The sequence below is a fragment of the Nonomuraea sp. NPDC047529 genome (assembly GCF_040642995.1).
Lineage (GTDB): Bacteria > Actinomycetota > Actinomycetes > Streptosporangiales > Streptosporangiaceae > Nonomuraea.
This window is the reverse complement of the sequence record NZ_JBEYTJ010000057.1, coordinates 1-19,438: the sequence shown is the minus strand read 5'-3', so window position 1 is coordinate 19,438 and position 19,438 is coordinate 1. Positions and strand designations below refer to the sequence as shown.

The window sequence follows — 19,438 nt, the reverse complement described above, 5'->3', positions numbered from 1 at the left end:
GCCCCTCCTTGTGTCCGGCGCTGATATTAGAACTATATTCCAGTCCTCCTCGCAAGCACCCCGGGGCCCCGCGTCAGCCGTACATGCCGGGGGCGGTGGCGGTGTGGTCGTTGACGGCGTGCACGGCGCCCTTCTCGTCGCGCCACAGGCGCCAGCCGTCCTGGCTGCCGGTGAACCAGGGTGGCGGGGCGCTCATGGGGGAGACGCGGGTGCCGCTGCCGAGGTCGTACTCGCAGACGGCGGCCGTGGAGTAGAAGCCGGGGGCCTGGCCGCGCAGCGGCAGCGGCTTGGGGTCGGTGACGCAGAAGGACCAGCCCCGCTCCTCGCCCACCTGCGCGGGCTTGCCCGAGACCAGGTCGAAGGCGCTGCCCTTGGCGTCGTGCTTGAGGAAGCCCAGCTTGTCCATGCGGTCGGGGAAGGCCAGCCACCAGCCCGAGCCGGGGACGTCGGAGGCGGTGATCTGGCCGACCACCCGGCCGGTCTCGGAGTCGAGCCTGGCGAAACCGCCGTAGGCGCCCCGGCGGTCGACCGGGCGGACGACGGGCGCGTAGCCGGGGCTGCCGCTCGGGTAGACGCGCACGACCGAGGGACGCATCCAGTTGACCGTGCCGTCGCCGATCCGGATGGAGAACAGGCCGAAGGTGGAGACCTTCTTCGTCTGGGGGTTGGTGTAGGGGGCGACGTAGCCGACCAGGTTGTCGCCGGTCGAGCCGAACGCCCACCCGCCCGACAGGTCGATGCCCGGTCCGAGCGCCTGCTCGATCGGCTGCTGCCACTGGAGCTTGCCGGTCTTGACGTCGTACGACTCGATCATGGGGTTGGCGGCCATCCGCAGCAGCAGGACCCGGGCCGGGTCGGACCACTCGACCTCGGAGATGCCGGGCAGTTTCCACATCACGCGGCCGGTGGCGGGATCGAGCACGACCATGCGGGCGTGGGCCAGGGCGGTGTGCTCCGACACACACAGGTACGGGCCGCAGCGCTGCGGCCCGAACGTGGAGTGCATCGGCCGGGTCCACTTCTGCGCCCCGGACCGGGCGTCGCGGGCGATGAGGGTGGCGTTCCAGCGCCCCTTCCTGGTCGGGTCGAGCGCCACGATCACCCCCTGGCCCTTGGCCGTCTCCACGATCGCGGGGGCCGAGACGCCCATGCCGGGCAGGCGGCCCGCCATGGTCGCCGGGTACGCCCACAAGCGCCGCCCGTTGTCGAGGCCGAGCGCCACGGTCTCCAGCGTGCCGTCGGGCTTCATGGACGTCGTGGTCACCACACCGGCCGCGGACACGATCCGGCTGACCGCGTTGACCTGGGTGTTCTGCCAGGAGGGGAAGTTCGCCGTGGCGGCGTCGCTGCCGGAGCAGGCGGTCAGGGCGAGGGTCCCCGCGAGGGCCAGGGAAGGTTTCATGAGGGGCCGGAGCACAGACAATTCACTCCAAAGAGAACGAGGAGTGACGGCTAGGGCTCGGAGGGTGACCGGATCAGGGGTCGTCAAGCCCCCCGCCACGCACGTTCACGCGTCGGTGGGGGGCGTCGAGTCGTCCGCCGGGCGCGCTCAGGCGTCGGTGGGCGTCTCGCCGAGTCGCCGGCGGAACAGCGTGGCCCACTTGCCGTGGAGCCCCGTCGCCCGCCCGTCGACCCGGGTCGCGCTGACCTCGGTGCCGGGCTCCTCCGCGGCCGTTGCCGCCGCAAGGTAGATCGGTTGCAGTCCTTCGCCCCGCGCGGGCCGCGGCTCAGGCCACAGCCCCAACGCAGCGCACACCGACGGTAGCACCGCGTAAGCGGCCTGCGCGTAACCTCGGTCAGATGGATGGAAACGATCCGGTCCGAACATTTCTGTCGGATTTGTATCGAATTCCGGCCCCAGGACGTCGGCGAACGCCACCGTCCGGCCGCCCGCGTCCACCACGGCGACGGTCTGGGCCGCCGCGAGCTGACGGCTCCACCGCCGGGTCACCCAGCGCAGCGGCTGGGCGATGGGCCGCACCGTGCCCAGGTCGGGGCAGGTGCCGACGACCACCTCGACGCCCGCCTCGCGCAGCCGCCGCACCGCCTTGGCCAGATGGCGCACCGCGACGGCCGGCGGCGTCTGGGTGATGATGTCGTTGGCGCCCACGAAGATCACCGCCACGTCCGGGCGCATGGCGAGGGCGGCGTCCACCTGTTCGGGCAGCTCCGCGGAGGGGGCGCCGGACTTGCCCGCGACGAGCAGGTGCACCGGGCGCTCGGCCACGGCCGCCACGCCGTTGGCCAGGAGTACGGCGGGGGTGTGGCTGGGATCGGTCATGCCCAGGCCCACCGAGGTGGAATCGCCGAGCATGACCATGTTGAGGGGGATTCCGTGGAAATCGCCGTAGATGCCGTCCGAGGGCGGTCCGTCCAGACCGTGGGGGCGGCCGATGGCCTTGCGCGCGAGCAGTCCCTCAGCGATCAGCAGGCCGTACGCCGTGGCTCCGAGCGCCGTCAGCCCGCCACCTCCGAGCGCGGCCGCCATGGCGATCCTCCTGGCCGCGCGTGCCATGCCTGCTGCCCAGACCACGTAGTGTCCTCCCGGTCGAACTCGGCGGTAGCGTTTGCTTGAAAACTAGCCGAGGGCCTGCCACCCCCAATGGATCTCGGCCTCGGGCAAGCTGATCAAGCTTCGGCAAAGAAGGTGAACACCTCGGTGCGCGTTTACGATTCCCTGGTCGATCTCATGGGGAACACTCCGCTCGTCCGGCTGCACAAGGTCACGGCGGGGATCTCCGCCCAGGTGCTGGCCAAGGTCGAATACTTCAATCCCGGCGGTTCGGTCAAGGACCGCATCGCGCTGCGCATGATCGAGGCCGCCGAGGCGTCGGGCGCGCTGCGGCCGGGCGGTGTCATCGTTGAGCCGACGTCCGGCAACACCGGTGTGGGCCTGGCCATCGTGGCCCAGCAGAAGGGCTACCGGTGCCTGTTCGTGGTGCCCGACAAGGTGGCCCAGGACAAGATCGCGGTGCTGCGCGCGTACGGGGCCGAGGTCGTGGTCTGCCCGACCGCCGTCTCGCCCGACCACCCGGAGTCGTACTACTCGGTCTCCGACCGGCTGGCCCGCGAGATCCCCAACGCCTGGAAGCCCGACCAGTACTCCAACGTCAACAACCCCGACTCCCACTACCACTCCACCGGTCCCGAGCTCTGGGAGCAGACCGACGGCCGGATCACGCACTTCGTGGCGGGCATCGGCACCGGCGGCACGATCAGCGGCACCGGCCGCTACCTCAGGGAGGTCTCCGACGGCCGGGTGAAGATCATCGGGGCCGACCCCGAGGGCTCGGTGTACTCCGGCGGCTCCGGCCGTCCGTACCTGGTGGAGGGCGTGGGCGAGGACATCTGGCCGGCCACGTACGACACCGGGATCTGCGACGAGATCATCGCGGTGTCCGACAAGGACTCCTTCAACATGACCCGCCGCCTGGCCCGCGAGGAAGGGCTGCTGGTCGGCGGCTCGTGCGGCATGGCCGTGGTGGCGGCGCTGCAGGTGGCGGCCAAGGCCGGGCCCGACGACGTGGTGGTCGTGCTGCTGCCCGACGGCGGCCGCGGCTACCTGTCGAAGATCTTCAACGACGACTGGATGGCCGACTACGGCTTCCTGACCACCAGCTCGGACGAGGGTCTGGTCGGCGACGTGCTGGCGCGCAAGGGGCCGGGCCTGCCGGAGTTCGTGCACGCCCACCCGCACGAGTCGGTCGGCACGGCCATCTCGATCATGCGCGAGTACTCGGTGTCGCAGCTCCCGGTCATGAAGGAGGAGCCGCCGGTCATGGCGGCCGAGGTGGTCGGCTCGATCGTCGAGCGCGACCTGCTGGAGGCTCTCTACCACGGCAGGCTCGCCTCCGACGACCCGATCTCCGACCACATGTCGGCGCCGCTACCCACGATCGGCAGCGGTGAACCCGTCGCGCGCGCGGTCGAGGCGCTGGAGAAGGCCGACGCGGCCGTCGTCCTGGAGGACGGCAAGCCCGCCGGGCTGATCACCCGGCAGGACCTGCTCGCCTTCCTCGCCAACCACTGATCAGGGTTTCCTGATCGACTCGATCACGGTGCCGAGGCCCTCGTGGCCCCGTCCCTCGGCGTCGGCGCGCTCGAAGAGCCGCTTCAGCGCGTTCGGCACCGTGGTCTCCACCCCCGCCTCGGCCAGCGCGTGCACGACGTGGCCGAGGCCGACGGCCTGCATGTGCAGGGAGTTCAGCTCGCCGGGGTAGACGCCGGCGGCGAACTCCTCGGCCAGGACCTTGGCGAACCCCATCGTGCCGTCGCCGCCGAGCTGGCTGAAGGTCTCCCGCGCGTACGGCAGGAACTCCAGCGGGGAGACCCCGGCCGTGCGCAGCATCGCCATGGCGTGCATCTGGCTGGTCAGGCTCGACCAGAAGATCAGCAGCAGCGACTGGTAGTACATCATCGCCAGGCCCTCGTCGTCGCCGACGTGGACGACGTCGCCGAGTGCCCTGAGTGTCGCGGTGTGCCGGTCCAGCACGTCCTTCGGGCCGCTGTAGAAGGAGTACGCGCCCGGCTGCCCGATGCCCGGGGGCGGGACCATGATCCCGGCGGTGATGAGCGTGCCACCGCGTCCGGCCACCCAGCGGGCCGCCGCGCGCAGCTCCTCGGGGGTGCCCGAGCTGAGGTTGACCAGCACCTTCCCGTCGAGCCTGGCCTCGCCGAGGCTGTCGTACATCGCCTGGTAGGCGATCTGGCTGATCACCAGCAGGTCGCCGTCCGCGGCCGAGGCCGCACGCCGGGCTCCCTGGGCGACCAGCGGATCGGTCTTGCTCGCCGTACGGTTCCACACGGCCACGTCGAAACCCGCGCCGAGGAACGTCTCGGCCATCTTCGACCCCATCGGGCCGAGTCCCACAACTGTCACCTGAGTCATGACAGGGAGCCTGCGACACCGCGCTACGGAAATCCTTACGACCGGCTACGGGTTAGGCTCTGCATGGTGCGATTCGGGGTGCTCGGCCCGCTGGCCGTCTCGACCGGCGGCGAGGAGGTCCACGTCGCCGAGCCCAAGGTCCGCGCGCTCCTCGCCGCCCTGCTGGCGGCCGGCGGCGGTCCGGTCTCCGCCGACCGGCTGATCGACGACCTGTGGGGCGACCGGCCCACCCGCAACCCGCTCGGCACCCTCCAGGCCCGCGTCTCCCAGCTCCGCCGCGCGCTCGGCGACCCCGCCGTGATCGTCCACGGCCCGGCCGGTTACCGGCTGGCCGCCCACGACTCCGACGCCGCCCGCTTCCGCGCGCTGGCGGGCCGCAGCGGGGCCGCCCCGCGTGAGCGGGCCCGCGAGCTGGAGCAGGCCCTCGCGCTGTGGCGGGGTCCGGCCTACGCCGACTTCGCCGACGAGGGGTTTGCCCGTGCCGAGATCACCCGGCTGACCGAGCTGCGCCTGTCGGCCCTGGAGGAGCAGGCCGAGGTACGCCTCGCCCTCGGCCAGGACGTCGACCTCGCCGACCTGGTCGCCCGGCACCCGCTGCGCGAACGGCTGCGCGCCTCGCACATGAAGGCCCTGTACCGGGGCGGCAGGCAGAGCGAGGCGCTGGCCGGTTACGAGGAGCTGCGCGTCAGGCTGGCCGAGGAGCTGGGGCTCGACCCCTCGCCGGAGCTGGCCGCGCTGCACCGGGCCATCCTGCGCCACGACCCCGCGCTGACCGCCCAGCCGCCCGCCGACCCCGGGCCGCGCACCAACCTGCCCGCGCCGCTCACCGCGCTGATCGGCCGCGACGCCGACCTCGCCGAGGTCGCCGGCCTGCTGGCGGAGTCGCGGCTGGTGACCCTGACCGGGTCCGGTGGCGTGGGCAAGACCCGCCTCGCCCTCGCCGCCGCCCGCCGCCTGGCCTTCCCCGACGGTTCCGCCGATGATTCCGCCGGCGGGTTCGCCGGCGGGTTCGCCGGCGGGTTCGCCGACGGTGTGTGGCTGGTGGAGCTGGCCGGGGCCGCGGACGTGGCCGAGGCGGTGGCGGCCGTGCTGGGCGTGCGCGACGACGACTCCGTGCCGCTGGCGTCCAGGCTGGCCAGGGTGCTGGCGGGCGGGAGCGCGCTGCTGGTCCTGGACAACTGCGAGCACCTGGTCGAGCAGGTCGCCGGGTTCGTCTCGGCGGTGCTGCGGGCCGCGCCGGGCCTGCGCGTGCTGGCCACCAGCCAGGAGCCGCTGGGCGTGTCCGGCGAACGGGTCCGCGTCGTCCACCCGCTGCCCGAGCCCGACGCCGTACGGCTCTTCGCGGCCCGCGCGGACGTCGAGCCCGGCCCCACCGTGGCCGACATCTGCCGGCGGCTCGACGGCATCCCGCTGGCCCTGGAGCTGGCGGCGACGCGGGTGCGGGCGCTCGGCGTACAGGAGCTGGCCGCCCGGCTGGACGACAGGTTCAGGCTGCTCAGCGCCGGGATGCGGGACGCGCCGGCCCGGCAGCGCACGCTGCGGGCCACCATCGACTGGAGCTGGGAGCTGCTGTCGGCCGAGGAGCGCACAGTGCTGCGGCGGCTGGCCGTGCACGCCGACGGCTGCACGCTGGAGGCCGCCGAGGCGGTCTGCGCCGAGCCCGGCGTGGACGTGCTCGACATGCTGGCCAAACTCGTGGACCGGTCGCTGGTGGTCGTGGCGAGCGGTCCCCGCTACCGGCTGCTGGAGTCGGTGACCGCCTACTGCCTCGAACGGCTGCGCGAGGCCGGCGAGCACGACCTGCTGCGCGAGCGGCACGCTCGCCACTACACCGGCCTGGCCGCCCGCGCCGAGCTGCGCGGCCCGCGCCAGCACGAGTGGCTGGACCGGCTGGACGCCGAGAGCGCCAACCTGCGGCTGGCCCTGTCCGGCCCCGAGGCCCTGCGCCTGGCCAACGCGCTGGCCTGGTACTGGATCCTGCGCGGCAGGCTGCGCGAGGCCCGCAGGTCGATCGAGGCGGCGCTGGCTGCGGGCGGCGAGGAGAGCGCCGCCGCCCTGGCCTCGGTCTGGCTGGCCGGCATCGGGCTGCTGCTCGGCGAGCCCACCCCGCCGGTACGCCGGGCCGCGCTCGACCGTACGGGGGCCGCGCTGGCCGACTGGTTCCTGAGCTTCGTCCGCTGGGCGTACGGGAACCACGCGGCGCACCGGGCCGCCGTCGGGCGGGCGCTCGCGGCGTACGAGGAGCTGGGGGACCGGTGGGGGATGGCGGCGGCGCTGTGCCTGCGGGGAAAGCTCGCGGTGGGCCGCGGCGACCTGGCGGCGATGGAACGCGACGGCGAGCGGGGCCTGGCCGTCTTCCGGGAGCTGGGGGACGAATGGGGGCAGGTCGAGGCCATGGACGTCCTCGACCGGGTGGCCGAGATCCGCGGCGACTATGAGCGGGCGGCCCGGCTGCGGCACGAGGCGCTGCGGCTGGCCGAGGGGCTGGGGTTCGACGTGTCGTTCAAGCTGGCCGCGATCGGACGGCTCGCGCTGCTCACGGGCGACTACGAGCGGGCCGACGACTTCCACGGGCGGGCCTTGCGGCTGGCGGTGGCGCAGTCGTACCGGTCGGCGGAGGAGAACGCGCTGCTCGGCCTGGCCATGAGCGCCCGCAGGCAGGGGCGGTACGAGGAGGCGGAGTCGTACCTGCTGTCGGCGCTCGACTGGCTGCGGAAGGTGGACGGCACGCCCGGGACGGCGTTCGTCATGGCGGAGTGGGGGTTCGTGGCCGAGCAGCGCGGCGACGCCGGGACCGCGCTGGCCCGCCATCACGAGGGGTACGGGGACGCCTGCGCGACGGGCGACCCGAGGGCCGTCGCGCTGGCCCTGGAGGGACTGGCGGGCGCGCTGTCGATCGCGGGCCGGGAGCGGCTGGAGGAGGCGGCCGGGAAGCTGGGACGGGCGGCGGCGATCCGGCGAGCCGTCGGCGCGCCCCTGCCCGCCGGCGAACGCCACGACGTCGACCGCGTCACCACCCGCCTGCGCGCCGCCCTCGGCGAGGACCGCTTCACCCGCTCCTACGCCGCGGGCGAGCTCTCCCTCGGAGAAGCCCCTCTCGGCTCAGGGCGACTCGACCTCGGTGAGACCCCTCTCGGGTCAGGGGAGGGGGAACTCGGCGATCACTTCCCAGGGGCCCTCGGGGGACGGGCCCGCGTAGAGCCTGCCGCCCAGCGCCTCCACCCGCTCGGCCATGCCGACCAGCCCGAACCCGCCGCCCAGCCGGGACACCCGCGGGTCCGACGCGGTTGAGCCGAAGTTCCGCACCCGCAGCACGACGACCCGCTCGTACCGCCGCAGATCGGCCTCGACCCAGGCGGCCCGGGTGGCGTGCTTGCGCACGTTGGTGAGCGACTCCAGCAGGACCCGGTGCAGCGTCGTCATCACCTCCGGCGGCAGCGTGCGGTCGTCGATGCCCGACCCGATCTCGAACGCCACCTTCGGCCCCTCGACCGAGAACCGTTCGGTCAGGAGCCGCAGGTCGGCCAGCGTCGTGCCGGGCCTGCGGTCCGCCTCGTCCTCGGTGCGCAGGACGGTGACCATGCGCCGCATCGAGGTCAGCGCCTCCGACCCGGCCGAGGCGATCGCGTCGAGCGCGGGCAGCACCGCCTCGGGCTTGTGCTCGGCGACCGTACGGGCGGCCTGGGCCTGGACGACGATGCCGGTGATGTGGTGGGCGACCAGGTCGTGCAGTTCCCTGGCCAGTTCGAGGCGTTCGGCCCGCCGTACGGAATGCACCGCCTCGGTACGGCGCTCCTGCTGGAACCGTAGGTAGCCGCCGATGCCCGCGGCCATCGACCACCCCGCGAACAGCAGGAACGCGAACGCCAGCCCCGCGGTGGGGTAGTCGCGCCTGGCCGACTCGGCCATCAGCACGGCCAGCCCCACGAGCGCCAGCACCGCCGCCCGCCGTACCGGTTCCACGTGCCGCAGCACGCCGATGAGGAGGACCAGCAGCGACCCCGTCTCGGCCATGCCGGGCGCGCCCAGCGCGTCGACCGACGCGATGACCAGCGACACGGCGAAGGACAGCCCCAGCAGCGCGCAGAAGCCCTCAAGCCGGTGGCGGCGGCGCAGGACGACCGCCGCGATCCCGGCCGCGCCGCAGAACGGCACGAACCACTGCAGCCCCCCGGTGCTGACGGCGATGGCCAGGTCGAGCATCAGCATCAGGCCGAGCCAGCCGAGCATCGCGATCTCGCTCAGCCGCCGGACCCAGTACACGACGCCTTTCGAATCCCCCACGTCACGAGAGTAGGCCGGAAGTCGGACAACTCGTATCAACCGATCGGCCGACCCAGTCGCCGGCGGACCAGCCCTTCAGCGGAGGCGGCGGCGCAGGCCGCTCGGCGATGCTGGAAGCACGTCGGAAGGGGGACAGGACATGGTGGTCATCGGATTCGTTCTGCTGGGGTTGGGACTGGTCGTCACGGCGCTGCTCGCGCTGGCCGACCCGGTGTTGCTCTCCCGCATCAACGGGGAGGACGCGGAGGGCGGCAGCGGCCGCCACATCGACGTGGAGATCGTACGGCTCAGCGCCCCGGCCGCGACGGCCGCGACGGCACGCGAGCCCAGGGCGGCCCGAGCCGCATGAACGTGGCCCGCGCGGGCATGGCGCGCGGGCCCGGGGCGGGCGCAGTCGGGGGACGGCCCCGCCTTCGGCCCGCGGTCCGTTGGGGAACGGATCGCGGGCCGCTTTCCGTTAACGTGGGGCCTATGACCAACGGTTTTGAGACCCTGGCGATCCACGCAGGTCAGGAGCCCGACCCGCTGACCGGCGCGGTCGTGCCGCCGATCTACGCCACGTCCACCTACAAGCAGGACGGCGTGGGCGGCCTGCGTTCGGGATACGAGTACAGCCGCTCGGCCAACCCCACGAGGGCGGCGCTGGAAGAGGCGCTGGCCGCCGTGGAGGGCGGCGCGCGCGGGCTGGCCTTCGCCTCGGGACTGGCCGCCGAGGACACTCTGCTGCGCACGGTGTGCAAGCCGCAGGACCACGTGATCATCCCCAACGATGCGTACGGGGGCACGTACCGGCTGTTCGCCAAGGTGCACGAGCGCTGGGGCCTGCACTACGACCCGGTCCCGCTGCACGACCTCGACGCGGTGGCGTCGGCCATGACGCAGAAGACGAAGATCGTCTGGGTCGAGACGCCCACCAACCCGCTGCTCGGCATCGCCGACATCGCGGCCCTGGCCGAGCTCGCCCACAGGAACGGCGCGCTGCTGGTCGTGGACAACACGTTCGCGTCGCCGTACCTGCAGCAGCCCCTGGCGCTCGGGGCCGACGTGGTCGTCCACTCCACCACCAAGTACATCGGCGGCCACTCCGACGTGGTCGGCGGCGCGCTGATCGCGGGCGAGAAGGGCCTCGGCGAGGAGCTGACCTACCACCAGAACGCGATGGGCGCGGTGGCCGGCCCGTTCGACGCCTGGCTGACGCTGCGCGGGCTCAAGACCCTCGGCGTGCGCATGGACCGCCACTGCGACAACGCCGAACGCGTCGTCGACCTGCTGCTCGCGCACCCGCGCGTGACCCAGGTGCTCTACCCGGGCCTGCCCGAGCACTCCGGCCACGAGGCCGCCGCCAAGCAGATGCGGCGCTTCGGCGGCATGGTGTCCTTCCGCGTGGCGGGCGGTGAGGCGGAGGCCGTGGAGGTGTGCAACCGGGCCAAGCTGTTCACGCTCGGCGAGTCGCTGGGCGGCGTCGAGTCGCTCATCGAGCACCCGGGCAGGATGACGCACGCCTCCGCGGCGGGCTCGCCCCTGGAGGTGCCGAGCGACCTGGTGCGCCTGTCGGTCGGCATCGAGACGGTCGACGACCTGCTCGCCGACCTCACCCAGGCCCTCGGCTAGGGCGTCGGGGGACACCGGCCGTCAGGGCGTCGGGACGACCATCAGGAAGAGGATCACCAGCCAGATCAGGGCCAGCAGGCCGCTGATGGCCGCGACCCGGCCGGTCTGCACCTTCGCGTCGTCCTCCGTGTTCTCGCTCTCAAGAGCGCGGAGGGCGGTGCGCAGGTCGCGATCGATGATGACCAGCAGCACGATCGCCACGATGAACAGCGTCATCGACGCCGTCATGTACCACAGGCCGAGCACGCCGTTCCCGACGGCGATCCCCACGGCCACCCCGAACACCAGCACGCCCAAGGACGCGAGGCTGTAGATCCTCGTCGTGCGCTGGATGTTCCGCAGGACGGGCACGTTGTTGGTGCGGATGGCCCGGGGAGCGGCCATCGTCGCGGCGGTCAGCGGGCCGATCGTGAAGATGGCGAAGCCGATGTGCAGCCAGAGAAGCAGGGACATGCGCCTGAGACTAGTCCCCGACGATCTCGGTCGGCGGCTCGACACTCTCTTTAACCTGCGAGGAGCAACGCATGATCAGCTCCGTGGCCGCCACCGCGACGGCCATCAGGATGATCAGCAGGATCGTGGCAATCATGGGCTCTCCTCCTTCCCCGTGTCCGACGTGAATATCGTCCGTAATGACTAGACGGACGTGCAACGGAATAAGTTCGCCACGGGTATGGTTGGTGGCCGTCGCTTTTTTCTTACCTTCAGGGCACAAGGGGGTGCCGTCCGTGGCCATCAGGCACGTCGAGCCGTACACCGACGAGTGGCTGCAGCAGCCGGCCGGCTATGTCGAGCGCGTCGTCGACCTGCTCGGAGCCGAGGTGGCCGACTGGTGGGAGGGTCCGTGCGATCCGCGTGACGCCACCGTCAAGCTCGCCGACGACCACGCGCTGGTGTGGGACGAGGAGAGCGGCTGGCGGCTCGGCCGCTTCGTCGCCGGTGCGGCGGGCGCGCACACCGAGCTGACCGGCGTCCGCTACCTGGGCCACGGGCTGCTGCCCCGGCCGGAGCGCGTGCCGCAGGCTCTGGTGGACGCGCGGGCGGGGGTGGGCGCCAGCTCGGCCTGGCGGCCCTGTTACCGGTCGCACCGCAACTGCCGCGACGGGTTCGACGTCGCCCTCGACTTCTACGCCCGCCTGATCGAAGCCTGACACCCCGGAAGGGCAAGCGCCTCCGCCCGAAGGGCGCCGCACGCCGCAAGGCTCACCCTGGGGGAAGGGCCTCCGCCCAAAGGCGCTACATCCCTACCTCGATCCCGACCATGTGCACGCCCTGTCCGACAGCCTGGCGGGGGCTACGAACTCGGCGGAGTGCCTCTCGCGGCTCGCGCGATCGGGCACGTGAAGCACGTCGATCAGCTGGAGAGGGGTTCTCTTGGCCACGAGCTCCAGGGCGCGGTGTCCGACCTGATGTACCAGGTGGGCATCGCGCTGTACGACGCCGGACGGCTCGCCCAGTCCGAACGCGCGGGCGCGATCGCCCTCGACCTCGCCCATCAGGCCGAGGACCCGCCAGCGCGGGCCCGTGCGTACGACGCCCTGAGCCGGGTCAGCCTGTATCGCGGCGACCCGCTGCGCGCGGTGAGGCACGCCCAGCGGGGGCTGCGCGTCCCGGACCTTCCACCGAGCCGCCTGTCCAGCTTGCACATGCGGCTCGGCCGTGCCCTGGCCTGCGTCAACGGCGGCCCAATTTCTTGAAGGCAGACGCAGACGGTGGTGCGAGCGGATGAACCGGCGCTCGCCGTGCATCACATGCACAGCCTCACCCGCGCGCTACCGTTCGTCAGCAGCGCCCGCGTGAATACGCGCGTCACCGAGATCCTCACCGCAACAGCCATATGGGACCGCATCCCGGACGTGCGCACCGCGCGTGAACATCTGCGTTCGATGTTGCCTGCCGAATCCCCTTCCGCCTGACGAAATTCAGCTTCTCTTTCCGGAAGTCAGCGGGAGCGGCGGAGGCGGAGGAAGTCGCTGACGACATATTCGCCGAGCCGGTCCGCGCTCGGTGAGAACACCCGGCCGCCGTTCCTGCGGGCCACCTCGTCCACGAACTCCTTGAGCCGGTCGTCGGCCGCCAGCATGAAGACGTTGATGGTCGCGCGCCGCCGCGTCATCTTGTCGACCTCGGACAGCGTCAGTTCCAGCGTCTCGTGCGACGGCGGCCACTCGAAGGCGGACCTGCCGTTGCGCATGAGGTGGGCGGTCGGCTCGCCGTCGGTGACGACCAGCACCACGGGCTCGAAGTCGGGGTGGCGGTCGAGGTGGCGGCCGGCGATGAGGAGGGCGTGGTGCAGGTTGGTGCCCTGGACCATGTCCCAGTCGAGGCCGGCCAGCTCGTCGGGTTGCAGGACCCTGGCGTAGTTGGAGAAGCCGATGATCTGCACGGCGTCCTGCGGGAACTTGGAGGCCACCAGCGCCTGGAGGGCCAGCGCCGTCTGCTTGGCCGCGGCCCACGTGCCGCGCAGGGCCATCGAGTACGACAGGTCGACCAGCAGGCACACCGCCGCGGCGCTGCGGCGTTCGGTCTCGGAGACCTCGAAGTCGTCGACGGACAGCCGCACCCGGGCCCGCCCGTCCTGCGGGGCGGTCGCCACGCCGCCGCTGCGCACGCCGTTGACCAGCGTGCGGACGACGTCGATCGGCTGCTCGTCGCCGAAGCGCCACGGCCGGGTGGAGCCGGTCAGCTCGCCGGCCGAGCCCGCGTCGTGCTGGTCGTGGTCGCCGCGCCGGCCCGCGTCGAGGGAGGAGAACACGCGCCGCAGCGCGGTCTCGCCCAGCCGCCGGACCGCCTTGGGGGTCAGCTCCAGCTTGCCGCGGCGGCGCAGCAGGTAGCCCTGCTCCTCCAGCTCGCGTTCGATGCGCTTGAGCGCCTCCAGGTCGTCGACCGCCGCCCGGCCCAGGGCCCGGCGTACGGCCGCCTCGTCGATGTCGTCGAGCCGCGCGCCCGGGTAGTCCTGGCGCAGGGCGGTCTCCAGCTGGGTGAGGTCGGCCAGCTCCTCCAGCGCCGTGACGGCGTCGCCCATGGCGAGGGGCTCGTCGCCGGTCAGCCGCTCGGGCGCGTTCCAGGCCAGGTCGGGACGGCGGGCGTGGAGGGCCTCGCCGAGGCGGCGCATCTGGTCGGACAGGCCGGCCTGGTCGAGCGTCTGGTTGATGAGGTTGGACAGCTCCTCGCGCTGGCGGGGGGTCATCGAGGCCAGCATGCGCTGGGTCGCGGCGGCCCGCCGGGCCAGGATGTCGACGAGCTCCTCGATGTTCCGGGGCTTTTCTGGGAACAAATCGCCATATTTCGCCATAAAGGCGTCAAAGTCTTCTTGGGTGTGCTCGCCTCTGGTGTCCCTGTCCAGCATGTCGTTCAGGTCGGACATCATCTCCCGGACGCGGGCCATGGCCTCGGGGTCGGGATTGGCCAGCGCGTCCCGCAGGCCCCTGAACTGGCTGTCGAGCACCTCGCGCCGCAGCAGGTCGCGCAGCTCCTCGAACGTCTGCCGCGCCGCCGCCGAACGCCACTCGTACGTGTTCAGCTCCTGGATGGCGCTCGCGGTGTCCTCGGGCAGCCCGTCGAGCCCGGCCTCCCGCAGCCGCGCGTCGTCGGACGGGTCGGGGAACAGCTCGGCCCGCTCCTGCCCGATCGCCTTGTCCAGCAGCGCCCGCGCGCGTTCGAGGGTGCCGTCGAGCCGCCCGCGCTCGCGCAGGTCCCTGCGCCGCCTGCGGACCTCCCTGAGCATGTCGTCGAGCCCCCGCCGGTCCTGGCTGCCGGGCAGCCCCCGCTTGAGCAGGTCGCGCAGCGCGTGGACCGGCGTCGAACCGGACAGGATCGCGTCGCCCATCTCGTCGAGGGCCGCGCGTACGTCATAAGGGGGGGCCAGGGGGTCGGGGCCGTCGTGGTATTCGCCGTAGCGGAAGGCCATCACGCTTCCACGCTAACCCCAACCCGCCCCCGCCCGTCTACGGACGCCTGGCCACTTCCCACACCTCGACCGCGCTGTTCGCGTCGGGCGTATAACTCACCTGCGCCTGGACGGCCCGCCCGGCCCCCTTGAGCGCCTTGGCGAGGTCGGTCGACTCGCAGGGCAGCTTGCCGAGCCCGCGCTTGTCGACGCCGGACGCCCTGCCGGACACCCAGCGGTCGCCGCAGCGGGCCGTGGCCCGGTAGAAGGACGTGAGGTACGTGTAGCCCAGCTTGATCTGCTTGCCGCCGGTGCTGAACAGGAGCGTGGCGTCGTCGATCCGGGTGATCGAGCCGCGCGCGGTGACCGGCTCCGGCCAGGCGTCGAGCAGGAACTCCTGCGCCTTGACGGCCTTGCCGCCCTCGTACTCCACGCGCAGCGGCACCGCGCCCTCCAGGAACCCTGTGGTGAGCTGGGCGGGCTTGCACGCCGTACGGCCCAGCCCGTCGCGGTCGAGCGCGACCCGCCCCTCGGTCTCCTTCAGGTCGCAGGCCGTCGTCACCCGGCTGTAGGCGGCGCGGGTGTAGTCGAGCCTGAGCTCCTTGGCCCCCGTGACCGGGGTCAGCTTGTAGAGCACGTTGCCGCCGCGCCGGACCTTGGCGGGCTTCATGGGCACGATCCGCAGGGCGCCCTTGCCGTCGGCCCAGGCGTAGCCGTAGACGGACTTGGCGGTGGCCGTGGCGGTGGCCGCGTGCGCGGGAAGCGCGAGGCCGCCCAGGACGAGGCCGACGGCGGTGGCATGGATGAGCAGGCGCATGGGCGGTTCCCCCCGGAGTCGTGATCAACCAAACACTACGACGCGGGAAACCGCCCGTTTGTTCACGTCCTGTAGATCGTGACCCCGTCGAGGTCTTCCCTTGACAGCCGCCGCATCAGGTAAAGACCTTCAAGGGCGAACTCCAGAGCAGCCGCGGCGTGCCCGGGGGACTCCTCGCCGGCGCCCATGCCCAGCCTCGACATGACCTTGGCCAGGCCGCTGACCGGGCCGATCTGGTGCAGCAGCTCGGCCGCGGCCACCATGTCGCCGGACTCCACCTGGTTGCCCTCGGCGAACTTGTCGGTGATGGGGGACAGGTCCATGCCGCCCAGCCTGCTCCTGAACGTCTCGGCCGTGGCCCGGCGCAGCAGGTGGGCCAGGATCTCGGTCTCCCTGCCCTCCTCGCTGACCTCGAACTCCACCTTGCCGCGCAGGCTGTGGACGACGCAGGCCAGGTCGCAGACGCGCGTGACGGCCTGGTCCTCGCCCTTGATCGCGGACCTGCGCACGGCGGAGGCCGCGGCGGTCTCGGCGGCGGCGATCGAGAAGCGCGCCGACACGCCGGAACGGGCGTCGACGGCCGTGGACTCGCGGACCAGCCGGGTGAACCTGGCGATCACCTCGACCAGGTGCTCGGGCACGTCGGCCCCGATGTCGGGCACCGACTCCTGGCGGATGAGCGTGAGCTCGTCCTCGACCGTGAGCGGGTAGTGGGTGCGGATCTCCGCGCCGAACCGGTCCTTCAGCGGCGTGATGATGCGGCCCCTGTTGGTGTAGTCCTCCGGGTTCGCGCTGGCGATGAGCAGGATGTCGAGCGGCAGGCGCAGGTTGTAGCCGCGCACCTGGATGTCGCGTTCCTCCAGCACGTTGAGCAGCGAGACCTGGATGCGCTCGGCCAGGTCGGGCAGCTCGTTGACGGAGAACACGCCGCGGTTGGTACGGGGGACCAGACCGTAGTGGACGGTCTCGGGGTCGCCGAGGGTGCGCCCCTCAGCGATCTTGATCGGGTCGACGTCGCCGATGAGGTCGCCGACGGAGGTGTCGGGAGTGGCGAGCTTCTCGCCGTAACGTTCGTCGCGGTGCTTCCACGCCACCGGCAGCTCGTCGCCCAGTTCCCGCGCCAGGGTCTTGCAGCGCGTGCAGGCGGGTGCGTACGGATGGTCGTTGATCTCGCAGCCCTCGACCACCGGGGTCCACTCGTCGAGCAGGCCGGTGATCGTGCGGATGAGCCGCGTCTTGCCCTGCCCGCGCTCACCGAGCAGGACCAGGTCGTGCCCGGCGAGCAGCGCCCGCTCCAGGTGTGGCAGAACGGTGTCGTCGAAGCCCACTATGCCGGGGAACCGGGTCTCGCCGGCCCGCAGCCTGGCCAGCAGGTTTTCCCGGACCTCGGCTTTGACGCTGCGATGAACGTGGCCGCTCTCTCGCAACTCGCGGAGAATACGTGGCTGATGCACGGGAACGAGACTACGTCCCCCGCGAGAAATGCGGCAGGGAGTTTCGCATCTGGCGGAGATTTCGGATCTTGACCTATTGCGTGACGGTTCGTACGCGTGCTTGTCCCTTTAGTGGGGAGAATCGGCCCTAGGGAACATGGACATGTCGAGGGAGGCGAGAGGCGTGGCCTTGATGACAAGCCGCTTCGCCGACGGCCTCGCCGTGGGTTCCGACCTGGTGGAGGCCGCGGAGAACGCCGTCGGTCAGGCACTGTCGAGGCTCAGCGGGCAAGCGAACCTGGTCTGCTTCTTCATCTGCGGCGAGGACCCCGAGGACGTCGCCAGAGCGGGCCAGGCGGCGATGAAGCTCGCGCCCGAGGCGCACGTGATCGGCTGCAGCGCCACGGGAGTGATCGGAGACGGGCAGGGGGTCGAGCTGACGCCCGCGGTGAGCGCGTGGGCGGCCACCCTGGAGGGGGCCAGGCTCACCACGTTCGCGCTGGAGACGCTGGCGGCCGAGGACCGGTTCGTGGTCGTCGGGCTGCCCGAGCGCACGGGGGACGACCACGTGGCGATCCTGCTGGCCGATCCGTACACCTTCCCGACCGACGCGTTCGTGGAGCGTTCGGTCGACGTGCTCGGCGACCTGCCGCTGATCGGCGGGCTGGCCAACGGGTTGCAGGGACGCGGGTCCGTACGGCTGTTCGCGGACGGCAAGATCTACACCGAGGGCGCGATCGGCGTCCTGCTCAGCGGGCCGGTCAAGATCAGTACGGTGGTCAGCCAGGGCTGCCGTCCGATCGGCCCCAGCATGGTGGTCACGGCCTCGGAGGAGAACCTGCTGCTCGAACTGGCCGGACAGCCCGCGCTGGCCCGGCTGGAGGACATCGTCAGCGAGCTGGACGAGGACGACCGCGAACTGGTCGCCGCCGGGCTGCAGATCGGCGTGGCCATGGACGAGTACGCCGAACGCCACGAACGCGGCGACTTCCTCATCCGGGGCGTCATCGGCATCGACCCCGAACGCGAGGCCGTGGCCATCGGGGACATCGTGGAGATCGGCCGTACCGTGCGCTTCCAGGTCAGGGACGCCGCCACCGCCGACGAGGACCTGTACGACCTGCTCGACGCCCACCGCGAGGAACTGGGCAAGGTGGACGGCGCGCTGCTGTTCTCCTGCAACGGCCGGGGCTCGGCGATGTTCGGCACCGCCGACCACGACCCGGTCGCCCTGCGCGACACGCTGGGACCCATCGGCGTCGCGGGCTTCTTCGCCGCGGGCGAGGTCGGGCCGGTCGGCGGGCACAACCACGTGCACGGGCTCACGGCGTCCGTGCTGGTCTTCTCCAGCGCCGCGGAGCCGGAGCTGTCGTGATCCTGGCGATCGACGTCGGCGGCACCAAGATGGCCGCCGGGCTGGTGGCCCACGACGGCACCGTGATCACCTCCCGGCGCGCCGCCACCCCCCAGAACGCCGACGCCGAGACGCTGTGGGACACCCTCACGGCCCTCATCGACCCCCTGTCGGCCCGCGCCGAAGGGGTGGGCGTGGGCTGCGGAGGGCCGATGACCTGGCCCGACGGCGAGGTCTCGCCGCTCAACATGCCCGGCTGGCGCGGCTTCCCGCTGCGCGCCCGCCTCTCCGGCCGCTTTCCCGGCTTACCGGTACGCCTCCACAACGACGCCATCTGCCTGGCCATCGCCGAGCACTGGCAGGGCGCCGGACGGGGGAGCGCCGACATGCTCGGCATGGTGGTCTCCACCGGCGTCGGCGGCGGCCTCATCCTGGACGGGCGCCTGATCAACGGCGGCACGGGCAACGCCGGTCACATCGGGCACGTCGTGGTCGAACCGGACGGCGGCCCCCGCTGCGGCTGCGGCGGCCACGGCTGCCTGGAGGCGGTCGCCCGCGGCCCCGCCCTCACCGCGTGGGCCCTCTCCCAAGGCTGGACCCCTGCCCCTCCGGATGCGGAAGACCCGCCCGCGGACAGCGAGGGCGCGTACCAGGAGGACCGGGCGGTCACCGGGCGGGCGCTGGCGGCCGACGCGCTGGCCGGCGACCCCGTGGCCCTGCTGGCGATGCGACGGGCCGGACGCGCGCTCGGGATCGCCATCGCCTCCGCCACCCACCTGTGCGACCTGGACCTGGTGACGATCGGCGGCGGGCTGTCCCAGGCCGGTGAGCCGCTGTTCGGCCCCCTGGAGGAGGCCCTGCGCGACCACGCCCGAATGGGCTTCGCCCGCCGGCTCAAGGTCATGCCCGCCGCCCTCGGCCAGGAGGCCGGCCTGGTGGGCGCCGCCGCCCTCCTCCTGGCCGGCGGCACCTACTGGCCCTCCTGCCCCTGAGCCCTCGGGAGCGCCTGTCGGCCCTCCCGCCCCTTACCCCCGGGAGCGCCCATCGGCCCTCCCGCGACTGTCTTCGCGGGAGGGCCGGCGGGCAGGCGCGAGCCCAGGGGGCGCAGGGCGCGACCAGCCCGGGGTCCCGGGCCGCCGAGGGGTGGCCTCGGCGGCGGTCA

General features: G+C 72.3%; 17 protein-coding genes and 1 pseudogene. 9 read left to right on the top strand and 9 right to left on the bottom strand.

The window, feature by feature from the left end; all coding sequences use genetic code 11:
* Positions 1 to 73 precede the first annotated feature (73 nt).
* Together ABZ815_RS48025 and ABZ815_RS48020 are read right to left on the bottom strand one after the other, a co-directional pair.
* Positions 74 to 1,402 (bottom strand): PQQ-binding-like beta-propeller repeat protein, encoded by a 1,329-nt coding sequence (locus ABZ815_RS48025; protein ID WP_357708795.1) that lies wholly within the window; start codon positions 1,400 to 1,402, stop codon positions 74 to 76.
* A gap of 147 nt (positions 1,403 to 1,549) precedes the next feature.
* Entirely contained in the window at positions 1,550 to 2,533 is a 984-nt protein-coding gene (locus tag ABZ815_RS48020) for an SGNH/GDSL hydrolase family protein (protein ID WP_357708793.1), read from the bottom strand.
* Between the two features lie 126 nt (positions 2,534 to 2,659).
* On the opposite strand from ABZ815_RS48020, the gene ABZ815_RS48015 reads away from it, so the two are divergent.
* Positions 2,660 to 4,030 (top strand): cystathionine beta-synthase, encoded by a 1,371-nt coding sequence (locus ABZ815_RS48015; protein WP_357708791.1) that lies wholly within the window; start codon positions 2,660 to 2,662, stop codon positions 4,028 to 4,030.
* Here the strand turns inward: ABZ815_RS48015 and ABZ815_RS48010 are convergent, their stop codons facing one another.
* Positions 4,031 to 4,879, bottom strand: a complete 849-nt coding sequence (locus tag ABZ815_RS48010; RefSeq protein ID WP_357708788.1) for an NAD(P)-binding domain-containing protein — start codon at positions 4,877 to 4,879, stop codon at positions 4,031 to 4,033.
* A 72-nt stretch (positions 4,880 to 4,951) separates the two neighbouring features.
* Here ABZ815_RS48010 and ABZ815_RS48005 point away from each other — a divergent pair, with 72 nt between their 5' ends.
* Complete coding sequence (locus ABZ815_RS48005; RefSeq protein ID WP_357708786.1) at positions 4,952 to 8,179, top strand: BTAD domain-containing putative transcriptional regulator; 3,228 nt, start codon at positions 4,952 to 4,954, stop codon at positions 8,177 to 8,179.
* Between the two features lie 276 nt (positions 8,180 to 8,455).
* Here the strand turns inward: ABZ815_RS48005 and ABZ815_RS48000 are convergent.
* Positions 8,456 to 8,722, bottom strand: a pseudogene (locus ABZ815_RS48000) (histidine kinase dimerization/phosphoacceptor domain-containing protein); the annotation flags it as partial.
* 589 nt (positions 8,723 to 9,311) lie between these two features.
* On the opposite strand from ABZ815_RS48000, the gene ABZ815_RS47995 reads away from it, so the two are divergent.
* Complete coding sequence (locus ABZ815_RS47995) at positions 9,312 to 9,521, top strand: hypothetical protein (protein ID WP_357708783.1); 210 nt, start codon at positions 9,312 to 9,314, stop codon at positions 9,519 to 9,521.
* Positions 9,522 to 9,643: 122 nt separating this feature from the next.
* On the top strand, positions 9,644 to 10,783 hold the full coding sequence (locus ABZ815_RS47990) for a cystathionine gamma-synthase (protein ID WP_357708780.1): 1,140 nt from the start codon (positions 9,644 to 9,646) through the stop codon (positions 10,781 to 10,783).
* A gap of 21 nt (positions 10,784 to 10,804) precedes the next feature.
* Here ABZ815_RS47990 and ABZ815_RS47985 read toward each other — a convergent pair whose 3' ends face one another.
* Positions 10,805 to 11,236 carry a hypothetical protein gene (locus ABZ815_RS47985; RefSeq protein WP_357708777.1) on the bottom strand — a complete coding sequence of 144 codons (432 nt, stop codon included), beginning with the start codon at positions 11,234 to 11,236 and terminating at the stop codon, positions 10,805 to 10,807.
* 10 nt (positions 11,237 to 11,246) lie between these two features.
* Positions 11,247 to 11,372 carry a hypothetical protein gene (locus ABZ815_RS47980; protein WP_357708775.1) on the bottom strand — a complete coding sequence of 42 codons (126 nt, stop codon included), beginning with the start codon at positions 11,370 to 11,372 and terminating at the stop codon, positions 11,247 to 11,249.
* 139 nt (positions 11,373 to 11,511) lie between these two features.
* Here ABZ815_RS47980 and ABZ815_RS47975 point away from each other — a divergent pair, with 139 nt between their 5' ends.
* From ABZ815_RS47975 to ABZ815_RS47965, 3 genes are all read left to right on the top strand, one after another.
* Positions 11,512 to 11,934 (top strand): DUF6292 family protein, encoded by a 423-nt coding sequence (locus tag ABZ815_RS47975; RefSeq protein WP_357708773.1) that lies wholly within the window; start codon positions 11,512 to 11,514, stop codon positions 11,932 to 11,934.
* A gap of 189 nt (positions 11,935 to 12,123) precedes the next feature.
* The gene (locus tag ABZ815_RS47970; RefSeq protein ID WP_357708770.1) at positions 12,124 to 12,480 is read left to right on the top strand and encodes a tetratricopeptide repeat protein; all 357 of its coding nucleotides are present in this window, start codon (positions 12,124 to 12,126) and stop codon (positions 12,478 to 12,480) included.
* 54 nt (positions 12,481 to 12,534) lie between these two features.
* Positions 12,535 to 12,699 carry a hypothetical protein gene (locus ABZ815_RS47965; RefSeq protein WP_357708767.1) on the top strand — a complete coding sequence of 55 codons (165 nt, stop codon included), beginning with the start codon at positions 12,535 to 12,537 and terminating at the stop codon, positions 12,697 to 12,699.
* A 26-nt stretch (positions 12,700 to 12,725) separates the two neighbouring features.
* Here ABZ815_RS47965 and ABZ815_RS47960 read toward each other — a convergent pair whose 3' ends face one another.
* From ABZ815_RS47960 to ABZ815_RS47950, 3 genes are all read right to left on the bottom strand, one after another.
* Entirely contained in the window at positions 12,726 to 14,693 is a 1,968-nt protein-coding gene (locus ABZ815_RS47960) for a hypothetical protein (RefSeq protein ID WP_357708872.1), read from the bottom strand.
* 37 nt (positions 14,694 to 14,730) lie between these two features.
* Complete coding sequence (locus tag ABZ815_RS47955; RefSeq protein WP_357708764.1) at positions 14,731 to 15,489, bottom strand: hypothetical protein; 759 nt, start codon at positions 15,487 to 15,489, stop codon at positions 14,731 to 14,733.
* A gap of 62 nt (positions 15,490 to 15,551) precedes the next feature.
* Positions 15,552 to 16,916: a sigma 54-interacting transcriptional regulator gene (locus ABZ815_RS47950; protein ID WP_357708762.1), complete on the bottom strand. Its 1,365-nt coding sequence runs from the start codon at positions 16,914 to 16,916 to the stop codon at positions 15,552 to 15,554.
* Positions 16,917 to 17,115: 199 nt separating this feature from the next.
* Here ABZ815_RS47950 and ABZ815_RS47945 point away from each other — a divergent pair, with 199 nt between their 5' ends.
* Entirely contained in the window at positions 17,116 to 18,297 is a 1,182-nt protein-coding gene (locus ABZ815_RS47945) for an FIST N-terminal domain-containing protein (RefSeq protein WP_357708870.1), read from the top strand.
* Positions 18,294 to 19,268 (top strand): ROK family protein, encoded by a 975-nt coding sequence (locus ABZ815_RS47940; RefSeq protein WP_357708760.1) that lies wholly within the window; start codon positions 18,294 to 18,296, stop codon positions 19,266 to 19,268. The genes ABZ815_RS47945 and ABZ815_RS47940 overlap by 4 nt, the downstream gene beginning before the upstream one ends.
* Positions 19,269 to 19,438 lie beyond the last annotated feature (170 nt).